Source organism: Chelativorans petroleitrophicus, assembly GCF_025398195.1.
In the GTDB taxonomy this organism is placed as follows: Bacteria; Pseudomonadota; Alphaproteobacteria; order Rhizobiales; family Rhizobiaceae; genus Chelativorans; species Chelativorans petroleitrophicus.
Genome location: NZ_JAODNV010000012.1, coordinates 39,740 through 58,441, shown reverse-complemented (window position 1 = coordinate 58,441; position 18,702 = coordinate 39,740). Strand labels below are relative to the sequence as shown.

Below are 18,702 nucleotides of genomic sequence, written 5' to 3'. Positions count from 1 at the left end.
GGAGTTTTCACCATGGCAATGAGCGCCGGTGACATTGAGCGCCTGATCAAAGAGGCCATTCCCGACGCGAAGGTCACCATCCGCGACCTTGCAGGCGACGGGGATCATTATGCGGCGGAGGTCGTTTCCGAGAGCTTCCGCGGCAAGACGCGCGTCCAGCAGCACCAGATGATCTACGAGGCGCTGAAGGGCAAGATGGGCGGCACGCTGCACGCGCTCGCCCTGCAGACGAGCGTGCCTGATTAAACGGGAGTTGCCTGCGCCGGATTGCGCATTGGCCCGGATAATCTTTCCCGCTGCATTGCACCCGGCGGCTTCCTGCAATAGATAATGGTCAGCACAGCTTACGAGTGCCGGGCTTCGACTCGGCTGCGAAAGGACAACCGATGAGCGGTATCAGCGAATTCATCGACAACGAGGTGAAGTCAAACGACGTCGTTCTCTTCATGAAGGGAACGCCTACCTTCCCCCAGTGCGGTTTTTCCGGCCAGGTGGTGCAGATCCTCGATTACCTCGGCGTCGACTATCATGGCGTCAACGTCCTCACCTCCGACGAGCTGCGGCAGGGCATCAAGGAATATTCCAACTGGCCGACTATTCCGCAGCTTTATGTGAAAGGCGAATTCGTCGGCGGATGCGACATCGTGCGCGAGATGTTCCAGTCCGGCGAGTTGCAGACCTTCCTCGAGGAAAAGGGAGTCAGTGTCCGCGGGGCGGCCTGACCGATCCCTCCGGCATGGCCGGTCTTAACCCGGCCAAGTGCCTCTGAAGAATCGATTTTCACGCGCGTCGACCTAACCGGTCGACGCATTTTTTCGCCCCTGTTGCACGCCGGGCGGCTCCAGCCGTCAGCCCGGAGTTTTGACCATTGAAGGCGCTTCGACGCCCCTGCCTGGAGCAGACCATGGACGATTCAGCTATTGAAAAAGAGCCCGCCCGATCGCGCTCCGCCATCGGCAAGGCCGAATTTATTGGACTTACCGCCGCGCTTATGGCGCTCAACGCCATGGCCATCGACATCATGCTGCCCGGCTTGCAGCAGATAGGCGCCGCGCTCGGCGTTGCGGACGAAAATGAGCGGCAATTCATTATCACTGCCTACATTCTGGGTCTGGGCGGCGCACAGCTTTTCTACGGCCCGATCGCGGACCGTTTCGGACGGCGCGGGCCGCTTCTGGTCGGCCTCGCCATCTATGTCGCCACGGCCTTCGCCGCGGCCTTCGCGTCGAACTTCGCCGCCCTTCTCGCATTCCGCTTTCTGCAGGGCATCGGAGCCGCCGCCACCCGCGTCATCGCCATCTCGGCCATTCGCGACACCTTCGGCGGCCGGCGCATGGCGGAGGTCATGTCGATGGTCATGATGGTGTTCATGATCATCCCCGTCGTCGCGCCCGGCCTCGGGCAGGCCGCCATGATCTTTGGCGACTGGCCGGTCATCTTCCTTCTGATGGGCGGCGTTTCGCTTGCCATCACGTTCTGGGCCGCCACGCGCCTTCCCGAGACGCTCGCGCCCGAACAGCGCCGCTCGCTGTCGTTCCAGGTGATCATGGAAGGGTTCCGGTTCGTCGTCACCGATCGCATCGCGCTCTGCTACACGCTTGCCTCGACGGTGATTTTCGGCGGGCTGTTCGGCTTCATCAATTCCGCCCAACAGATCTATGTGGATATCTACGGGCTCGGTGCCTGGTTCCCGCTGATCTTCGCCATCGGCGCGGGGTTGATGGCCGTCTCCTCCTTCACCAACGCCCGGCTGGTCGGCCGCTTCGGTATGCGCCGCCTTTCGCATGGCGCACTGATCGGCTTCATCGTCGTCAACGGCATCTGGCTGGCGCTTTCGCTCGCCGGACCCATCCCCTTCCTTCTCTTTTTCGTTCTATTCTCGGTGTCCATGTTCCAGTTCGGCTGGATGGGCTCGAACTTCAACGCCATCGCCATGGAGCCGCTTGGCCATGTGGCAGGAACGGCCGCAGCCGTGCTCGGCTTCGTGACGACGCTGGGCGGCGGCGTCATCGGCGCCATCATCGGGCAGGCATTCGACGGCACGCTGACGCCGCTCGCCGCAGGCTACTTCATTGTGGGCTTGATCGGGCTCGTGCTGGTGCTTGCCGGCGAGCGCTGGCGGCTCTTCCGGCAGGTCAATCCGGCAGTGTAAAGAGGCCATCGGCCCGGAGGCTGTCAAACGCCTCCGGGCCGTTCCGTCAGCGGGCCCAGAGTTCCGCCCGCAGCGCCTGCCAGCTCTCCTTGTCCGGCGCGACCAGCAGGCCCCCTTCCCTGTGCTGCGGCTCGTATGCGCTGCCGTCGAAACGGGCGACATATCCGCCCGCCTCGCGATGAATGAGTGTGCCGGGAAGATGATCCCACGGCATCAGCTTGGAGTATACGGCGAAATGGGCGTGGCCCGTGGCGATCAGCCGATATTCGTGCGCGGCACAGCGGTAGCCGATGGCTGCGCGGCACTTGGCATGATTGCGTGCCAGCACTGAACGCTCAGGCTCGGCCATGAATTGCCAGGAGATCGAACCGCTCATCTCCGACACCGCGGCAGGCGGGGCGACGCGCACCCTGCTCAAACCTCCGTCCGGCGCGCGAATATGGCTGCCCGCCCCCTTCGCGCCGATCAGCCAGCCGCCCCCGACGGGATCGTGAATGATCCCGGCCACCACCTCGCCCTCCGAAACCACGCTCAGCATGACGCCGAACAGCGGCACGCCGGAGGCGAAATTGAAGGTGCCGTCAACGGGGTCCACGGTGAAGGCGAGCCCCGCATCGTCCAGCGCCGGGAGAAGAGAGGGATCTTCCGCGCAGGCCTCCTCCCCCACCACGAGCGCATCGGGATAGTGCGCCTTCAGCTCCTTCGTGATCGCCCGTTCCGCATTGATATCCGCTTCGGTCACCAGATCGACTGGCGAGGACTTCTCCCGTACCGCATCGTCTCCAAGCCGGCGGAAGCGGGGCATGATCTCGGCTTCGGCGGCCCGCGCCAGCAGGTCGGCGAGCCACTCGATTTCATTGTCGTCAAAGCGCATCCGTGTGCGTCTCCTGATGGTGGGAAAGGGCAAGGTTCGCGAAGTCGAACAGCTTGCGGTCGAGCAGATGTGACGGGCGCACATTCGCAAGCGCCCGGATCATCGTGTCCTTGCGGCCCGGCATCCGTCGCTCGATGTCGGCGAGCATCGCCTTCATGGCTCCGCGCTGCAGCCCGTCCTGGCTGCCGCACAGATCGCACGGGATGATGGGGAAGCGCATGGCCTCTGCGAATTTTTCCAGATCGGCCTCCGCGCAATAGGCCAGCGGGCGCAGAACCATCACGTCGCCCTCGTCATTCACGAGTTTCGGCGGCATGGCCGCAAGCCGTCCACCGTGAAACAGGTTCATGAAGAAGGTTTCGAGAATGTCCTCGCGATGATGGCCGAGCACCAGGGCCGAACAACCCTCTTCCCGCGCGATGCGGTAGAGATGGCCGCGCCGCAGGCGCGAGCAGAGCGAGCAATAAGTGCGGCTTTCCGGGATTTTGTCCGTCACGATCGAATAGGTGTCCTGATATTCGATGCGGTGCGACACGCCGATGCGCGTCAGATATTCCGGCAGCACGTGCTTGGGAAAGTTCGGCTGGCCCTGATCGAGATTGCAGGCAAGAAGCTCGACCGGCAGAAGACCGCGCCATTTGAGATCGAGTAGGATGGCCAGAAGGCCATAGGAATCCTTCCCCCCTGACAGGGCGACGAGCCAGCGCTCGCCCGGCGTCACCATCGCGAAATCGGCTATCGCCTGCCGCACGTGTCGCAGGAGGCGCTTCCTCAGCTTGTTGAACTCCACTGAGGAAGGCGCTTCCGCAAAAAGCGGATGGCATTCCCCATTGCCTCCGGCGTCATCGGCCTCCGGCCGTATCTCCATGTCAAGCAATGCTCGCGGCCTTTCCTTCCAAAATGGCTTCCTGGACGCTGGCCTGTGTTAGTGCCTTTCGCGGCTCTGTTGAAGCCATTCTGTTTCCTGTCCCGCCGCTTGGCGCGAAGCGCACCTGATCCCCTCAAGCCGCCGCACCACAGAGCAAAGACACGGCCTATAAAAAAAGCCGCCCCGAGTGTACGGGGCGGCTCGTGGATGGACGATTTTCCGGCCTGATTACTGAGCCGGCTGATTCGTCATGTCGGCAAGCATGGGCCCTGCGATTTCGGCACCCTGCTCCTTGCGGCGCTCGTCGAGGATCAGCTCGTCGCGAGCGCGCGCGATACGCCGGATCTGGGTCATCGCGCCGCCGGTACCGGCCGGGATGAGGCGGCCGACGATCACGTTCTCCTTGAGGCCCTGCAGCGTGTCGATCTTGCCGGCGACGGCCGCCTCGGTCAGCACGCGTGTGGTTTCCTGGAAGGAGGCGGCGGAGATGAAGGACGGCGTCTGCAGCGAGGCCTTGGTGATGCCGAGCAGCACCGGCTGGCCTTCCGCCGGCTTCTTGCCTTCCTCGATAAGGCGTTCGTTGACCTCCTCGAACTCGACCGCGTCCACGTGGTCGCCGGGGATGTAGGTCGAGTCGCCCGGAGCAGTGATCTCGACCTTCTGCAGCATCTGGCGAACGATCACCTCGATGTGCTTGTCGTTGATCACCACGCCCTGCAGCCGGTAGACCTCCTGAATCTCGTTGACGAGATAGGAAGCCAGCGCCTCCACGCCCTTGATCGCCAGGATGTCGTGCGGCGCCGGATTGCCGTCGAGGATGAAGTCGCCCTTCTCGATGACGTCGCCATCCTGCAGATGGAACGGCTTACCCTTGGGGATAAGATATTCCACCGGCTCCAGCGAGGAGTCGTGCGGCTCGATGATGATGCGCCGTTTGTTCTTGTAGTCGCGGCCAAGGCGCACGGTACCGTCGATCTCGGCCAGGATGGCGTGATCCTTCGGGCGCCGCGCCTCGAAGAGTTCCGCCACGCGCGGCAGACCACCGGTGATGTCCTTGGTGCGCGCGCTTTCGGTCGGGATACGCGCGATCACGTCGCCCGGCTTCACCTTGGCGCCGGCATCCACCGAGAGCACCGCCTCCACCGAGAGCAGGAAGCGCGCGTCGCCGCCGCGGGCGAGCTTGGCCACCTTGCCCTTCTCGTCGAGGATGGTGATCGCCGGCCGGAGATCCGCGCCACGCGGCGTGGAGCGCCAGTCGATGACCTCGCGTTTGGTGATGCCCGTCGACTCGTCCGTGGTCTCCTGCACCGACACGCCGTCCACCAGGTCCTCGAAGGCGACCGTGCCTTCCACCTCGGTGAGCATCGGGCGGGTGTAGGGGTCCCACTCGGCGATGCGCTGGCCGCGCTTCACCTTGTCGCCGTCATCCACATAGAGGCGCGCGCCGTAGGTGACACGATGCGAGGCGCGCTCGTTGCCGCCCTCGTCCAGGATCAGCACCGCCATGTTGCGGCCCATCACGACCAGATGGCCGTCCGAGTTGCGCACCACGTTGCGGTTGCGGATCTTCACCGTGCCCTCGAAGGAGGCTTCGAGGAAGGACTGGTCCACCACCTGCGCGGTACCGCCCATGTGGAAGGTGCGCATGGTGAGCTGCGTGCCCGGCTCGCCGATCGACTGGGCGGCGATGACGCCGACCGCCTCGCCGATGTTGACCGGCGTGCCGCGTGCAAGATCCCGACCGTAGCAGACCGCACAGACGCCGTTACGCACCTCGCAGGTCAGCGCCGAACGGATACGGACCGTCTGAATGCCCGCACCTTCGATCGCCTCCACGTCGCGCTCGTCGATCAGCTTGCCGGCCGGCACGATCACCTCGCCCGAAACCGGATGCACGACATCCTCAAGCGCCGTGCGGCCAAGCACGCGCTGGCCGATGGAAGCCACCACCTGACCGGCGTCCACGATGGGCTGCATGGTGAGGCCCTTGTCGGTGCCGCAATCTTGCACCGTCACGATGCAGTCCTGCGCCACGTCCACCAGACGGCGGGTGAGGTAACCGGAGTTCGCCGTCTTTAGCGCCGTGTCGGCCAGGCCCTTGCGCGCGCCGTGGGTGGAGTTGAAGTACTCCATCACGGTCAGGCCTTCCTTGAAGTTCGAGATGATCGGCGTCTCGATGATCGAGCCGTCCGGGCGGGCCATCAGGCCGCGCATCCCGGCAAGCTGGCGCATCTGCGCCGGCGAGCCGCGGGCGCCCGAATGGCTCATCATGTAGATCGAGTTCATCGGCTTCTGCCGGCCGTTCTCGTCGAACTCGATCGCCTTGATGCGCTTCATCATCTCGTCGGCCACGCGCTCGGAGCACTTGGCCCAGGCATCGACGACCTTGTTGTACTTCTCGCCCTGCGTGATGAGGCCGTCGTTGTACTGCTGTTCGTATTCCTTGGCGAGCGCCTCGGTCTCAGCAATCAGCTTGGCCTTCGTCTCGGGGATGACCATGTCGTCCTTGCCGAAGGAGATGCCCGCCTTGCACGCTTGGGCGAAGCCTAGCGCCATGATGCGGTCGCAGAAGATCACCGTCTCCTTCTGGCCGCAGTGACGGTAGACCGTGTCGATCATCTTGGAGATGGCCTTCTTGGTCATCTCCTGATTGCAGATGTCGAACGGCACGTTCGGGTTTTTCGGCAGAAGCTCGCCGATGATCATGCGCCCCGGCGTCGTCTCGTAAATCTTGGAAACCGGATTGCCGTCCTGATCGACGGTCTTGTACCGGCCCTTGATCTTGGTGTGCAGGGTGACGACCTTGTTTTCGAGCGCGTGGTGCAGCTCGCCCATATCGGCGAACGCCATCCCCTCGCCCGGCTCGTTCTGGTTCATGATGGACAGGTAGTAGAGTCCCAGAACCATGTCCTGCGACGGCACGATGATCGGCGCGCCCGAAGCCGGGTGCAGGATGTTGTTGGTCGACATCATCAGCACGCGCGCTTCAAGCTGGGCTTCCAGCGAAAGCGGCACGTGCACGGCCATCTGGTCGCCGTCGAAGTCCGCGTTGAACGCCGTGCAGACGAGCGGATGAAGCTGGATCGCCTTGCCCTCGATCAGCACCGGCTCGAAGGCCTGGATGCCGAGGCGGTGCAAGGTCGGCGCGCGGTTGAGCAGCACCGGATGCTCGCGGATTACCTCATCCAGAATGTCCCAGACCTCCGGACGCTCCTTCTCGACCAGCTTCTTGGCCTGCTTGACGGTGGACGAATAGCCCTTCGCGTCAAGCCGCGCGTAGATGAACGGCTTGAAGAGCTCCAGCGCCATCTTCTTCGGCAGGCCGCACTGGTGCAGCTTGAGCTCCGGGCCTGTCACGATCACCGAACGGCCCGAATAGTCCACGCGCTTGCCGAGCAGGTTCTGGCGGAAGCGGCCCTGCTTGCCCTTCAGCATGTCCGACAGCGACTTCAGCGGGCGCTTGTTGGCACCCGTGATGACGCGGCCGCGGCGTCCGTTGTCGAACAGCGCGTCCACCGCCTCCTGCAGCATGCGCTTCTCGTTGCGGATGATGATGCCTGGCGCCTTGAGCTCGATCAGCCGCTTCAGGCGGTTGTTGCGGTTGATCACGCGGCGGTAGAGATCGTTCAGATCCGACGTCGCGAAGCGGCCGCCGTCGAGGGGCACGAGCGGGCGCAGATCCGGCGGAATGACGGGGATGATCTTCATCACCATCCATTCCGGCCGGTTGCCGGACTCGATGAAGTTCTCCACCACCTTGAGCCGCTTCAGAAGCTTCTTCTGCTTCAGCTCGGACGTCGTGGAGGCGAGCTCGGACCTCAGGTCGTTCGCCACCTTCTGGAGGTCTAGCGTCTCGAGCATGTGGTGGATGGCCTCAGCGCCGATCATGGCGGTGAAGGAATCCTCGCCATACTCGTCCACGGCCATCATGTACTCCTCTTCGGAGAGGAGCTGATGTTCCTTGAGCGCCGTGAGGCCCGGCTCGGTAACGATGTAGTTCTCGAAGTAGAGCACGCGCTCGATGTCCTTGAGCGTCATGTCGAGCAGCGTGCCGATGCGGGACGGCAGCGACTTCAGGAACCAGATATGCGCCACCGGGGCGGCAAGCTCTATGTGCCCCATGCGCTCGCGGCGCACGCGGGAGAGCGTAACCTCCACGCCGCACTTCTCGCAGATGACGCCCTTGTACTTCATGCGCTTGTACTTGCCGCACAGGCACTCGTAGTCCTTGATGGGACCGAAGATGCGCGCGCAGAAGAGGCCGTCACGCTCCGGCTTGAAGGTGCGGTAGTTGATGGTCTCCGGCTTCTTGATCTCGCCGTAGGACCAGGACAGGATCTTCTCCGGGCTCGCGAGCGAGATCCGGATGGAATCGAAGGTCTGTGCCGGCGCCTGAGGGTTGAACAGGTTCATGACCTCTTGGTTCATGCCGATCTCCTTTGCGGGACGTGAGGTCCCTTAAATCTTCTTGTTCCTGGCGGGCATTCGGCGACACCGCCTCGCTCGTTCGTCGCCGCACCGCTGTCACGGCGCGCCGCAAAAGGCCGCGGCGCGCCGGTATCGCATCTTGGTCACTCAGCCGCTTCGGGCAGTTGCGCCGGTGGCGGGGTATCGAGCCGCGAGTTCTCCAGCTCCACGTTGAGACCCAGCGAACGCATCTCCTTGACGAGCACGTTGAAGCTTTCAGGGATGCCCGCCTCGAAGGTGTCGTCGCCGCGCACGATGGCCTCGTAGACCTTGGTGCGGCCGGCCACGTCGTCCGACTTGACGGTAAGCATCTCCTGCAGCGTGTAGGCCGCGCCATAGGCTTCGAGCGCCCACACCTCCATTTCGCCGAAACGCTGGCCGCCGAACTGCGCCTTGCCGCCCAGAGGCTGCTGGGTGACCAGCGAGTACGGGCCAATGGAGCGGGCGTGGATCTTGTCGTCCACAAGGTGATGCAGCTTGAGCATGTAGATATAGCCCACCGTCACCTTGCGGTCGAATGGCTCGCCCGTGCGTCCGTCGTAGAGCGTCACCTGACCGCTCTTGTCGAGGCCCGCCTCTTCCAGCATCTGGTTTATGTCGGCCTCGTGAGCGCCGTCGAAGACAGGCGTCGCTACTGAAACGCCGCGGCGCATCTGCTCGCCCAGCCGCAGGAGGCTTTCGTCATCGTACTGGCGGACAGGCTCGTTGCGGTCGTTGTCCGGGATCAGCGATTCGATCTTCTGCCTAAGCGGCTTGATGTCGCCGGTCTCGCGATAGGCGTCGATCAGCTCGCCGACCTGCTTGCCGAGACCCGCACACGCCCAGCCCAGATGCGTCTCCAGGATCTGGCCGACATTCATGCGGCTCGGCACGCCGAGCGGGTTCAGCACGATGTCCACCGGCGTGCCGTCCTCGAGGAACGGCATGTCCTCGATGGGAACGATCTTGGAGACCACACCCTTGTTGCCGTGCCGGCCGGCCATCTTGTCTCCCGGCTGCATCTTGCGCTTCACGGCAACGAAGACCTTGACCATCTTCATGACGCCGGGCGGCATCTCGTCGCCGCGCTGCACCTTCTCGACCTTGTCCATGAAGCGCTGCTCGAGCGCCTTCTTGGACTCGTCATACTGGGCGCGAAGCGCTTCGAGGGCGCTCTGCAGCTTTTCATCCTCGACGGCAAACTGCCACCATTGCGAACGCGGATACTCCTCAAGCAGTTCCGCGGTGAGCGTGGTGCCCTTCTTGAAGCCCTTCGGTCCCGCAATCGCCTGCTTGCCGGTCAGCATCTCCGCCAGGCGCGCGTAGACGTTCCTGTCAAGGATCGACTGCTCGTCGTCACGGTCCTTGGCCAGCCGCTCTATCTCCTCGCGCTCGATGGCCATCGCGCGCTCGTCTTTCTCCACACCGTGGCGGTTGAAGACGCGCACCTCGACCACCGTGCCGTAGGCGCCGGGCGGCATGCGCATGGAGGTGTCGCGGACGTCTGAGGCCTTTTCGCCGAAGATGGCGCGCAGCAGCTTCTCCTCCGGCGTCATCGGGCTTTCGCCCTTCGGCGTGATCTTGCCGACCAGGATGTCGCCCGGCTGCACCTCGGCACCGATATAGACGATGCCCGCCTCATCGAGGTTCTTCAGCGCCTCTTCCGAAACGTTCGGAATGTCGCGCGTGATCTCCTCCGGCCCGAGCTTGGTGTCGCGGGCCATCACCTCGAACTCCTCGATGTGGATCGAGGTGAAGACGTCGTCGCGCACGATGCGCTCGGAAAGCAGGATGGAGTCCTCGTAGTTGTAGCCGTTCCAGGGCATGAAGGCGACGAGCACGTTACGGCCAAGCGCCAGATCGCCAAGGTCCGTCGACGGGCCGTCAGCGATGATGTCGCCCTTGTTCACGTGATCGCCCACGCGCACCAGCGGACGCTGGTTGATGCAGGTGTTCTGGTTCGAGCGCTGGAACTTCTGCAGCCGGTAGATATCGACGCCCGACTGGGACGCATCCACGTCCTCCGTCGCGCGGATGACGATACGCGTCGCGTCCACCTGGTCCACGATGCCCGTCCGGCGCGCGGCGATGGCCGCGCCCGAATCGCGCGCCACGATCGGCTCCATGCCAGTGCCGACGAAGGGCGCCTCGGCGCGCACCAGCGGCACGGCCTGACGCTGCATGTTCGAGCCCATGAGCGCGCGGTTGGCGTCGTCGTTCTCGAGGAACGGGATGAGCGCCGCGGCAACCGAGACGAGCTGCTTCGGCGAGACGTCCATCAGATCGACGTTCTCGCGCGGGGCCATCATGACCTCGCCGGCATGACGGCAGACGACGAACTCGTCCGCGAAGCGGCCTTCCTCATCGAGCGCGGCATTGGCCTGTGCAACGTAGTGCTTGGCCTCCTCCATCGCCGAGAGATACACCACCTCGTCGGTGACCTTCCCGTCCACGATCTTGCGGTACGGCGTCTCGATGAAGCCGTACTTGTTCACGCGGGCGAAGGTGGCCAGCGAGTTGATGAGGCCGATGTTCGGGCCTTCCGGCGTCTCGATCGGGCAGATGCGGCCATAGTGCGTCGGGTGCACGTCGCGCACCTCGAAGCCCGCCCGCTCGCGCGTCAGGCCGCCCGGGCCAAGCGCCGAAAGGCGCCGTTTGTGCGTGATCTCGGACAGAGGATTTGTCTGGTCCATGAACTGCGAAAGCTGCGAGGAGCCGAAGAACTCGCGCACGGCCGCCGCCGCGGGCTTCGCGTTGATCAGGTCCTGCGGCATGACAGTGTCGATGTCGATCGAGGACATGCGCTCCTTGATCGCACGCTCCATGCGCAAGAGACCCACCCGGTACTGGTTCTCCATCAGCTCGCCGACCGAGCGCACACGGCGGTTGCCGAGATTGTCGATGTCGTCGATCTCACCCTTGCCGTCGCGCAGATCGACCAGCGTCTTGACCACCGCGACGATGTCCTCCTTGCGCAGCACGCGCACGGTATCAGGGCAGTCGAGCTCCAGCCGCATGTTCATCTTCACGCGGCCCACCGCCGAAAGGTCGTAGCGCTCGGGGTCGAAGAACAGCGAGTGGAACATCGCCTCGGCCGTCTCCAGCGTCGGCGGCTCGCCCGGGCGCATCACCCGGTAGATGTCGAACAGCGCTTCCTGCCGGCTCTCGTTCTTGTCGGCCACCAGCGTGTTTCGGATGTAGGCGCCGACATTGACGTGGTCGATGTCGAGGAAGGGAACCTCATCCACGCCCGCATCCAGAAGCACCTTCAGCGTCTTGTCGTCGATCTCGTCGCCGGCTTCCAGATAGATCTCGCCCGTCTCCATGTTGACGATGTCCTCGGCAAGGTAATTGCCGAGGAGATCGTCGTCGGTGGCGCGGATCGCCTTCAGCCCCTTCTCTGCAAGCTGCCGTGCCTGACGGGCCGTCATCTTCTTGCCGGCCTCGAGCACCACCTCGCCCGTGTCGGCGTCGATGATGTCGGTGGCCGCCTTCATGCCGCGGAAGCGCTCGGCCGAGAACGGCACGCGCCAGTTCTCGCCGTCACGGATGTAGGTGAGACGGTCGTAGAAGGTGGAGAGGATTTCCTCGCCGTCCATGCCAAGCGCCATGAGCAGCGAAGTCACCGGAATCTTGCGGCGCCGGTCGATGCGGGCATGCACGATATCCTTGGCGTCGAACTCGATGTCGAGCCAGGAGCCGCGATAGGGAATGACGCGCGCCGCGAAGAGAAGCTTACCGGAAGAGTGTGACTTGCCCTTGTCGTGGTCGAAGAAGACGCCCGGCGAGCGGTGCATCTGCGAGACGATCACGCGCTCGGTGCCGTTCACGATGAAGGTGCCATTGTCCGTCATGAGCGGCATGTCGCCCATGTAGACGTCCTGCTCCTTGATGTCCTTGATGGACTTGGCGCCCGTGTCCTCGTCAACGTCGAACACGATGAGGCGCAGCGTCACCTTGAGCGGCGCCGCATAGGTCAGGTCGCGCTGGCGGCACTCCTCGACGTCGAACTTGGGCGCCTCGAACTCGTACTTGACGAATTCGAGCATCGCGGTGCCCGCGAAATCCTGGATCGGGAAGACGGACTTGAAGACCGCCTGCAGCCCCTCGTCGGGCCGCCCGCCCTCAGGCTCCTCGACCATGAGGAACTGGTCGTAGGATGCTTTCTGAACCTCGATGAGGTTCGGCATCTCCGCAACTTCCGGAATCTTACCGAAAAACTTGCGTACGCGCCTGCGACCGTTGAAAGTCTGGGTCTGGGCCATCGTCGCTCCTTGCCTGCCGCTTGCCTGCCAATACGAGCCGTCTTCCGAACCCGGTCAGAGAGACGGCCAATCCAAACGGATGAAAACCCGTTTCCTGAAAGCCGCCTTTCCGGCCTTCAGGAAAAAGGTTTTCGCGTCTTCGGGGCCGCTTCGGTCCGCGGGCATGTGCCCGCGGACCGGCGGCTAAAATTACTTCAGCTCGACCTTGGCGCCGGCTCCCTCGAGCTGCGCCTTGATCTTCTCGGCTTCGTCCTTCGCCACGCCTTCCTTCACCGGCTTGGGCGCGGACTCGACCAGATCCTTGGCCTCCTTCAGGCCCAGGCCCGTGATGGCGCGCACTTCCTTGATCACGTTGATCTTCTGGGCGCCGGCATCGGCCAGGATGACGTCGAACTCGGTCTTCTCCTCAGCCGCCGCAGCCGGAGCCGCAGCACCGCCGGCTACCGCCGCAACCGCCACAGGAGCAGCCGCCGAGACGCCCCACTTCTCTTCAAGCATCTTCGAAAGCTCTGCCGCCTCAAGCACGGTCAGGTTCGAAAGGTCTTCCACGATCTTCGCAAGATCAGCCATTGTTCATTTCCTTCAGAAAGTTCGAACTGTGTTTGTGTCTCAGGAACGGCCTCACGCCGCCTCGTCCTTCCGGGCATAGGCGCCAAAAACGCGGGCAAGCTGGCCTGCCGGCGCATTGACGACCTGGGCGATCCGGGTTGCCGGCGTGTTGATCATGCCGACGATCTTGGCCCTCAGCTCGTCGAGCGACGGCAGCGCGGCAAGCGCCTTCACACCGTCCGCGTCGAGCGTGGTCTCGCCCATCGCTCCGCCGAGAATGATCAGCTTCTCATTCGTCTTGGCGAAGTCGTTGGCGACCTTGGGAGCCGCGACCGGATCATCCGAGTAGGCAATCAGGGTCTGTCCCTCGAAGAGGGCCTGAATGCCTTCGGACTTCGTACCCTGAAGAGCGATCTTGGCGAGGCGGTTCTTCGCGACCTTGACCGTGCCGCCGGCCGCGCGCATCTTCGACCTCAGGTCGTTCAACTGCGCGACCGTCAGGCCGGAATAGTGCGCCACGACCACCGAACCGGTGCTTTCAAACACCTTGTTCAGGCTCGCGACAAACTCGCGTTTCTCCGCTCTGTCCACAGCCTTTCTCCAGTTGGCGACGCACCCTTTCTGGGGATTGCCGCCGGGTTGCCTTTTGCCGATCGGGCTTTCCGGTTAAGGATCACCCGAACGACGCTCGAGGATCCTGTCCCCTTTCGCCTTGCCGGCACAAAGGCCAGCCTCGGACAAAAGGCCAACACGGTTCGAACCTTCCACGGCCAGGAGCCTGTCCCAGCGTCATGTCCAGTTCACCCGTCTCATGCAGGCCCCATCAGGAATTAAGGCAAGCCGCCTGCAATCTCGGACAGGATGTCCGGAGGTCTCCCTCCGGCTCCGGGCCGTTGCCGGCCCGGACGGGGTTCGGGAAGGACGCGCCTTCCCGCAATTCGTCTACGACGCCGCGAGCGTCGACAGGTCGACCTTCACGCCCGGCCCCATGGTCGAGGTGATGGCCACGCGCTTCACGTAGTTGCCCCTGGCGCCGGACGGCTTGGCCTTGATGACGGCGTCGGCAAAGGCGCGCACATTCTCGGCAAGCGCCTTCTCGTCGAAGGAGACCTTGCCGACACCGGCATGCACGATGCCGGCCTTCTCGACGCGGAACTCGACGGCACCGCCCTTGGAGGCCTTCACCGCACCCGCGACGTCCGTCGTCACCGTGCCCACCTTCGGGTTTGGCATCAGGCCGCGCGGGCCCAGCACCTTACCCAGCCGGCCGACCAGCGGCATCATGTCGGGCGTGGCGATGCAGCGGTCGAAATTGATCTCACCGTTCTGCACGGCCTCCACCAGATCCTCGGCGCCAACCACCTCTGCACCGGCAGCCTTCGCCTCCTCGGCCTTGTCGCCCCTGGCGAAGACGGCGACCCGCACCGCACGGCCCGTGCCATGCGGCAGGTTGACCACGCCGCGCACCATCTGGTCCGCATGACGGGGATCGACCCCCAGATTCATCGCCACCTCGACGGTCTCGTCGAACTTCGCCGACGCACGCTCCTTGATCAGCTTGACAGCTTCCTCGAGCGCGTACTGCTTGTTGCGGTCGATGCCCTCGCGGCTCTTGGCCACACGCTTGGAAAGTTTCCTTGCCATCTCGTCAGCCCACCACTTCAAGGCCCATGGAACGGGCCGAGCCCTCGACCATGCGCACGGCCGCTTCGATGTCGTACGCGTTCAGATCCTTCATCTTCGCCTCGGCGATCTGCCGCACCTTGTCGCGGGAGATCTGGCCGACCGTCTGCTTGCCCGGCTCCTTCGCGCCCGAGGTGATCTTCGCTTCCTTCTTCAGGAAGTAGCTCACCGGCGGTGTCTTCATGGTGAAGGTGAAGGACTTGTCCTGGTAGTAGGTGATGACCACCGGGATGGGCGCGCCCTTCTCCATGTCCTGGCTCTGCGCGTTGAACGCCTTGCAGAACTCCATGATGTTTATGCCGCGCTGACCAAGCGCAGGTCCGATCGGCGGCGACGGCGTCGCCGACCCCGCGGGAACCTGAAGCTTGAGCTGGCCTGCAACTTTCTTAGCCATATCTCATCTGCCTTGTTGTCCAAGCCAGCTCTCGTCTGAAGAGCCGGCGGTTGCAGTCTGGTGGTGCGGAACGCTTGGGCGCCGGCTCAGCGCCCGGTTCCTTCCACCCTTCCGCTCCGGAAAACCGGAGCCGCCGGTCAGGTCTTCTCGACCTGACCGAACTCCAGATCGACGGGCACGGCACGCCCGAAGATCGAAACCTCGACTTTGAGCCGCGAGCGCTCCTCGTCCACTTCCTGCACATAGCCATTGAAGGATGCGAAGGGTCCGTCGGAGACGCGCACCTGCTCGCCGATCTCGAAGGTGACGGAAGGCTTCGGCCGGTCCACGCCCTCCTGCACCTGGGTCAGAATGCGCTGCGCCTCGGCTTCCGTGATCGGGACGGGCCGGGAGTCGCCCAGAAAGCCAGTCACCTTAGGCGTGTTCTTGATCAGGCTGAACACCGCATCCGTCAGTTCGGCCTTGACCAGCACATATCCCGGAAAGAACTTGCGTTCAGCATCCACCTTGCGGCCGCGCCGGACCTCGACGACCTTCTCAGTCGGCACAACGACATGCTCGATCAGGTGACTCAAGCCCTTCTGGCGCGCCTGCTCCTCGATCGATTCGGCAACCTTCTTCTCGAAATTCGAATAGGCGTGGACGATGTACCACCGCGCAGTCATCTTAAAATGGTCTCCCTTTACCGCCGACTTCACACGCCGATCCCGAGGATCAGCTCGATCGCCCACGCCATGATCTGATCGGCGGCAAAGAAGAAGAGCGCAGCCAGGCAAGCGAACACAAGCACCATCACCGTCGAAATCATGGTCTCCCGCCGCGAAGGCCACGTCACCTTCGCGGTTTCGGACCGCACCTGCTGAAGAAATGTAAAGGGATTCGTGGTCTTGGAGGCCATCTACCGCTCTTGTTCTTGAAACGCCCGGAAACTCCGGAACCTCTGAGTCACGCCGGCCGTCGAACCGCGACGAACTGCTGCAGCCGCCACATACCCAACGCACACACGGCCTTTGTGCCTACGGCTACGCCGCACACGCAACAAAGGCGCGTAAAGCCCTTCGCCGGCTCCACGCACCGTCTGTCTTGGCTCACTACATAATTGCTCTTGCCCTGGGGCGCAAGTGGGTTTCGCATCCATTCGCCCGGCATCCGGGAGGATGGCAGGGGCAGAGGGGCTCGAACCCCCGACCTGCGGTTTTGGAGACCGCCGCTCTACCAACTGAGCTATACCCCTATCGCAGCGCTCTGCTGCCCGATGCTTCTAGAGCCTGAACGGCGATGCTTCAAGCCCGTTGCTTCGAGTCCGCAGCGCCCCGCAACCCATATAAGCAATATTCGCCGCTGCGCCAGACGGTTGCGGCGCGCGTGAAGCGCGCCGCGGTGCCGAGTGCGTACGGCCTTGTTACTCGGTGATGGAGGCGACGATGCCGGCACCCACGGTGCGGCCGCCCTCGCGGATGGCGAAGCGAAGACGCTCCTCCATCGCAATCGGCACGATCAGCTCCACATCCATCGTCACATTGTCGCCCGGCATCACCATCTCGGTGCCCTCGGGCAGCTTCACCACGCCCGTCACGTCCGTCGTCCGGAAATAGAACTGCGGACGGTAGTTGGTGAAGAACGGCGTGTGACGCCCGCCCTCCTCCTTCGTCAGGATGTAGGCCTCGGCCTTGAACTTCGTGTGCGGCGTCACGGAACCGGGCTTCGCAAGAACCTGCCCGCGCTCCACCCCGTCGCGGTCGATGCCGCGCAGAAGCGCGCCGATGTTGTCGCCCGCCTGGCCCTGGTCGAGCAGCTTGCGGAACATCTCGACGCCCGTCACCGTCGTCTTCTGCGTCGGACGGATGCCGATGATCTCAACCTCATCGCCAACCTTCACGATGCCGCGCTCCACACGGCCCGTCACAACCGTGCCGCGGCCCGAGATCGAGAACACGTCCTCGATCGGCATCAGGAACGGCTGGTCGATCGGACGCTCCGGCGTCGGAATGTACTCGTCAACCGCCTTCATCAGCTCGCGAACCGCGTTCTCGCCGATCTCGGGGCTGTTGCCCTCCAGCGCAGCCAGCGCCGACCCCTTCACAATCGGAATCTCGTCGCCCGGGAACTCATAGGACGACAGAAGCTCGCGCACCTCAAGCTCCACCAGCTCCAGAAGCTCCGGATCGTCAACCTGGTCAACCTTGTTCATGAACACAACGATCGCCGGAACACCCACCTGGCGCGCCAGAAGAATGTGCTCGCGCGTCTGCGGCATCGGGCCGTCGGCCGCCGAAACCACCAATATCGCCCCGTCCATCTGCGCCGCACCCGTGATCATGTTCTTCACGTAGTCCGCGTGCCCAGGGCAGTCCACATGCGCGTAGTGCCGGTTCTCCGTCTCGTACTCCACATGCGACGTCGAGATCGTGATGCCGCGCGCCTTCTCTTCCGGCGCAGCGTCAATCTGATCGTACTCCTTGAACTCACCGAAAAACTTCGTGATCGCCGCCGTCAAGGTCGTCTTCCCATGGTCAACGTGACCAATCGTCCCGACATTCACATGCGGCTTCGTGCGCTCGAATTTTCCTTTGGCCATCTCAAACTTCCCTGGGCGGCTTGGTTGGTTTCGGGTTGCGGGGCGATTAGCGACAAAGCCTGAAAAATACAAGCCCTTTACGGCCGGAGAATGCCACATCCGGCCAATCCACAGGCCAAACGGCCACCGCCGGCACCCGTGACCCGTCTTCTTTACATCGAGAATACCGCGCATCATTCTGCAAGAGCAAGGAATCGAAACGCCACTTCCTCAAGGACGCTCCATGTCCCGCAAGAAGCCCCCGCAAAGGCAGACGAGCCAGAAACCCGCCCCCGCAAGGAGCGGCGTTCACATCCATTGGGTCTGGACCCCGCTTGTGGCCGGGCTCCTGTTCGGCGGAACGTCGGGCTATTTCATCGGCCAGGCCGTGCCGGCGGGCGAGAACGGCCTTGTCTCGGACAGGTATGGACGCGGGCCCGCACACCCTCATTACGGCCATAACCACCCGTGACATGAAATAAGCCAGCGCGAAAGAACTTCAGGAAAGCGCACAAACGGCAGATGGAGCGGGTAGCGGGAATCGAACCCGCATATTCAGCTTGGAAGGCTGCTGCTCTACCATTGAGCTATACCCGCTCACCTTACGCACGCCCCTCGCTGGCGGGCGCGGAGCGCTTTCCGTTCGGGCCTTGAGGAAGGTCCCGGACGGGCGAACGGTGGTGGAGGGGGCTGGATTCGAACCAGCGTAGGCGAAGCCAACGGATTTACAGTCCGTCTCCTTTAACCACTCGGACACCCCTCCGAACGGCCACCTTTACGGCAGCCATTATCTGGGAAATGCAGCCGCCCCGGTCAACAGGGCACCGCACTGCGATGCGCCTTATGGCGACCTCATCGGCGAGTGTCAACATCATGTGTGGCCTCGCACAAGAAAATCACACTTGAGCCCCGGG

Annotated in this window: 15 protein-coding genes and 3 tRNA genes; 4 read left to right on the top strand and 14 right to left on the bottom strand. The window is 63.4% G+C overall.

The window, feature by feature from the left end; all coding sequences use genetic code 11:
* The first annotated feature begins 12 nt into the window (after positions 1–12).
* From NYR54_RS11880 to NYR54_RS11870, 3 genes are all read left to right on the top strand, one after another.
* Positions 13–246 carry a BolA family transcriptional regulator gene (locus tag NYR54_RS11880; protein ID WP_261515876.1) on the top strand — a complete coding sequence of 78 codons (234 nt, stop codon included), beginning with the start codon at positions 13–15 and terminating at the stop codon, positions 244–246.
* A 140-nt stretch (positions 247–386) separates the two neighbouring features.
* Positions 387–722: a Grx4 family monothiol glutaredoxin gene (gene grxD / locus NYR54_RS11875; protein ID WP_261515875.1), complete on the top strand. Its 336-nt coding sequence runs from the start codon at positions 387–389 to the stop codon at positions 720–722.
* A 182-nt stretch (positions 723–904) separates the two neighbouring features.
* Positions 905–2,152: a multidrug effflux MFS transporter gene (locus tag NYR54_RS11870; protein ID WP_261515874.1), complete on the top strand. Its 1,248-nt coding sequence runs from the start codon at positions 905–907 to the stop codon at positions 2,150–2,152.
* 46 nt (positions 2,153–2,198) lie between these two features.
* Here NYR54_RS11870 and NYR54_RS11865 read toward each other — a convergent pair whose 3' ends face one another.
* The 12 genes from NYR54_RS11865 to tuf all read right to left on the bottom strand — a co-directional run bounded on the left by NYR54_RS11865 (position 2,199) and on the right by tuf (position 17,809).
* On the bottom strand, positions 2,199–3,026 hold the full coding sequence (locus NYR54_RS11865; protein ID WP_261515873.1) for an inositol monophosphatase family protein: 828 nt from the start codon (positions 3,024–3,026) through the stop codon (positions 2,199–2,201).
* Positions 3,016–3,894, bottom strand: coding sequence for a tRNA 2-thiocytidine(32) synthetase TtcA (ttcA, locus tag NYR54_RS11860; protein WP_261515872.1), 879 nt, complete (start codon positions 3,892–3,894; stop codon positions 3,016–3,018). The genes NYR54_RS11865 and ttcA overlap by 11 nt, the downstream gene beginning before the upstream one ends.
* 228 nt (positions 3,895–4,122) lie before the next feature.
* Entirely contained in the window at positions 4,123–8,322 is a 4,200-nt protein-coding gene (gene rpoC, locus NYR54_RS11855) for a DNA-directed RNA polymerase subunit beta' (RefSeq protein ID WP_261515871.1), read from the bottom strand.
* A 143-nt stretch (positions 8,323–8,465) separates the two neighbouring features.
* Complete coding sequence (gene rpoB / locus NYR54_RS11850; RefSeq protein WP_261515870.1) at positions 8,466–12,605, bottom strand: DNA-directed RNA polymerase subunit beta; 4,140 nt, start codon at positions 12,603–12,605, stop codon at positions 8,466–8,468.
* A 189-nt stretch (positions 12,606–12,794) separates the two neighbouring features.
* Positions 12,795–13,175, bottom strand: coding sequence for a 50S ribosomal protein L7/L12 (rplL, locus tag NYR54_RS11845; RefSeq protein WP_261515869.1), 381 nt, complete (start codon positions 13,173–13,175; stop codon positions 12,795–12,797).
* A 51-nt stretch (positions 13,176–13,226) separates the two neighbouring features.
* Positions 13,227–13,745 carry a 50S ribosomal protein L10 gene (gene rplJ, locus NYR54_RS11840; protein ID WP_261515868.1) on the bottom strand — a complete coding sequence of 173 codons (519 nt, stop codon included), beginning with the start codon at positions 13,743–13,745 and terminating at the stop codon, positions 13,227–13,229.
* A gap of 351 nt (positions 13,746–14,096) precedes the next feature.
* The gene (gene rplA / locus NYR54_RS11835) at positions 14,097–14,798 is read right to left on the bottom strand and encodes a 50S ribosomal protein L1 (RefSeq protein ID WP_261515867.1); all 702 of its coding nucleotides are present in this window, start codon (positions 14,796–14,798) and stop codon (positions 14,097–14,099) included.
* A 4-nt stretch (positions 14,799–14,802) separates the two neighbouring features.
* On the bottom strand, positions 14,803–15,231 hold the full coding sequence (gene rplK, locus NYR54_RS11830) for a 50S ribosomal protein L11 (protein ID WP_261515866.1): 429 nt from the start codon (positions 15,229–15,231) through the stop codon (positions 14,803–14,805).
* Between the two features lie 137 nt (positions 15,232–15,368).
* The gene (gene nusG / locus NYR54_RS11825) at positions 15,369–15,896 is read right to left on the bottom strand and encodes a transcription termination/antitermination protein NusG (protein ID WP_261515865.1); all 528 of its coding nucleotides are present in this window, start codon (positions 15,894–15,896) and stop codon (positions 15,369–15,371) included.
* Between the two features lie 29 nt (positions 15,897–15,925).
* Complete coding sequence (secE, locus tag NYR54_RS11820; protein ID WP_261515864.1) at positions 15,926–16,129, bottom strand: preprotein translocase subunit SecE; 204 nt, start codon at positions 16,127–16,129, stop codon at positions 15,926–15,928.
* 260 nt (positions 16,130–16,389) lie between these two features.
* Positions 16,390–16,465: transfer RNA gene (locus NYR54_RS11815), tRNA-Trp, on the bottom strand.
* Positions 16,466–16,633: 168 nt separating this feature from the next.
* Complete coding sequence (gene tuf / locus NYR54_RS11810) at positions 16,634–17,809, bottom strand: elongation factor Tu (protein ID WP_261515863.1); 1,176 nt, start codon at positions 17,807–17,809, stop codon at positions 16,634–16,636.
* 223 nt (positions 17,810–18,032) lie between these two features.
* On the opposite strand from tuf, the gene NYR54_RS11805 reads away from it, so the two are divergent.
* On the top strand, positions 18,033–18,260 hold the full coding sequence (locus tag NYR54_RS11805) for a hypothetical protein (RefSeq protein WP_261515862.1): 228 nt from the start codon (positions 18,033–18,035) through the stop codon (positions 18,258–18,260).
* Positions 18,261–18,311: 51 nt separating this feature from the next.
* On the opposite strand, the gene NYR54_RS11800 is transcribed toward NYR54_RS11805, so the two are convergent.
* Together NYR54_RS11800 and NYR54_RS11795 are read right to left on the bottom strand one after the other, a co-directional pair.
* Positions 18,312–18,385: transfer RNA gene (locus tag NYR54_RS11800), tRNA-Gly, on the bottom strand.
* An 81-nt stretch (positions 18,386–18,466) separates the two neighbouring features.
* Positions 18,467–18,551, bottom strand: a tRNA-Tyr gene (locus NYR54_RS11795).
* Positions 18,552–18,702 lie beyond the last annotated feature (151 nt).

Coding starts and splice junctions, on each gene's coding strand:
- NYR54_RS11880 (WP_261515876.1), top strand. CDS start 13: ATGGCAATGAGCGCCGGTGACATTGAGCGCCTGATCAAAGAGGCCATT.
- grxD (WP_261515875.1), top strand. CDS start 387: ATGAGCGGTATCAGCGAATTCATCGACAACGAGGTGAAGTCAAACGAC.
- NYR54_RS11870 (WP_261515874.1), top strand. CDS start 905: ATGGACGATTCAGCTATTGAAAAAGAGCCCGCCCGATCGCGCTCCGCC.
- NYR54_RS11865 (WP_261515873.1), bottom strand. CDS start 3,026: ATGCGCTTTGACGACAATGAAATCGAGTGGCTCGCCGACCTGCTGGCG.
- ttcA (WP_261515872.1), bottom strand. CDS start 3,894: ATGGAGATACGGCCGGAGGCCGATGACGCCGGAGGCAATGGGGAATGC.
- rpoC (WP_261515871.1), bottom strand. CDS start 8,322: ATGAACCAAGAGGTCATGAACCTGTTCAACCCTCAGGCGCCGGCACAG.
- rpoB (WP_261515870.1), bottom strand. CDS start 12,605: ATGGCCCAGACCCAGACTTTCAACGGTCGCAGGCGCGTACGCAAGTTT.
- rplL (WP_261515869.1), bottom strand. CDS start 13,175: ATGGCTGATCTTGCGAAGATCGTGGAAGACCTTTCGAACCTGACCGTG.
- rplA (WP_261515867.1), bottom strand. CDS start 14,798: ATGGCAAGGAAACTTTCCAAGCGTGTGGCCAAGAGCCGCGAGGGCATC.
- rplK (WP_261515866.1), bottom strand. CDS start 15,231: ATGGCTAAGAAAGTTGCAGGCCAGCTCAAGCTTCAGGTTCCCGCGGGG.
- nusG (WP_261515865.1), bottom strand. CDS start 15,896: ATGACTGCGCGGTGGTACATCGTCCACGCCTATTCGAATTTCGAGAAG.
- secE (WP_261515864.1), bottom strand. CDS start 16,129: ATGGCCTCCAAGACCACGAATCCCTTTACATTTCTTCAGCAGGTGCGG.
- tuf (WP_261515863.1), bottom strand. CDS start 17,809: ATGGCCAAAGGAAAATTCGAGCGCACGAAGCCGCATGTGAATGTCGGG.
- NYR54_RS11805 (WP_261515862.1), top strand. CDS start 18,033: ATGTCCCGCAAGAAGCCCCCGCAAAGGCAGACGAGCCAGAAACCCGCC.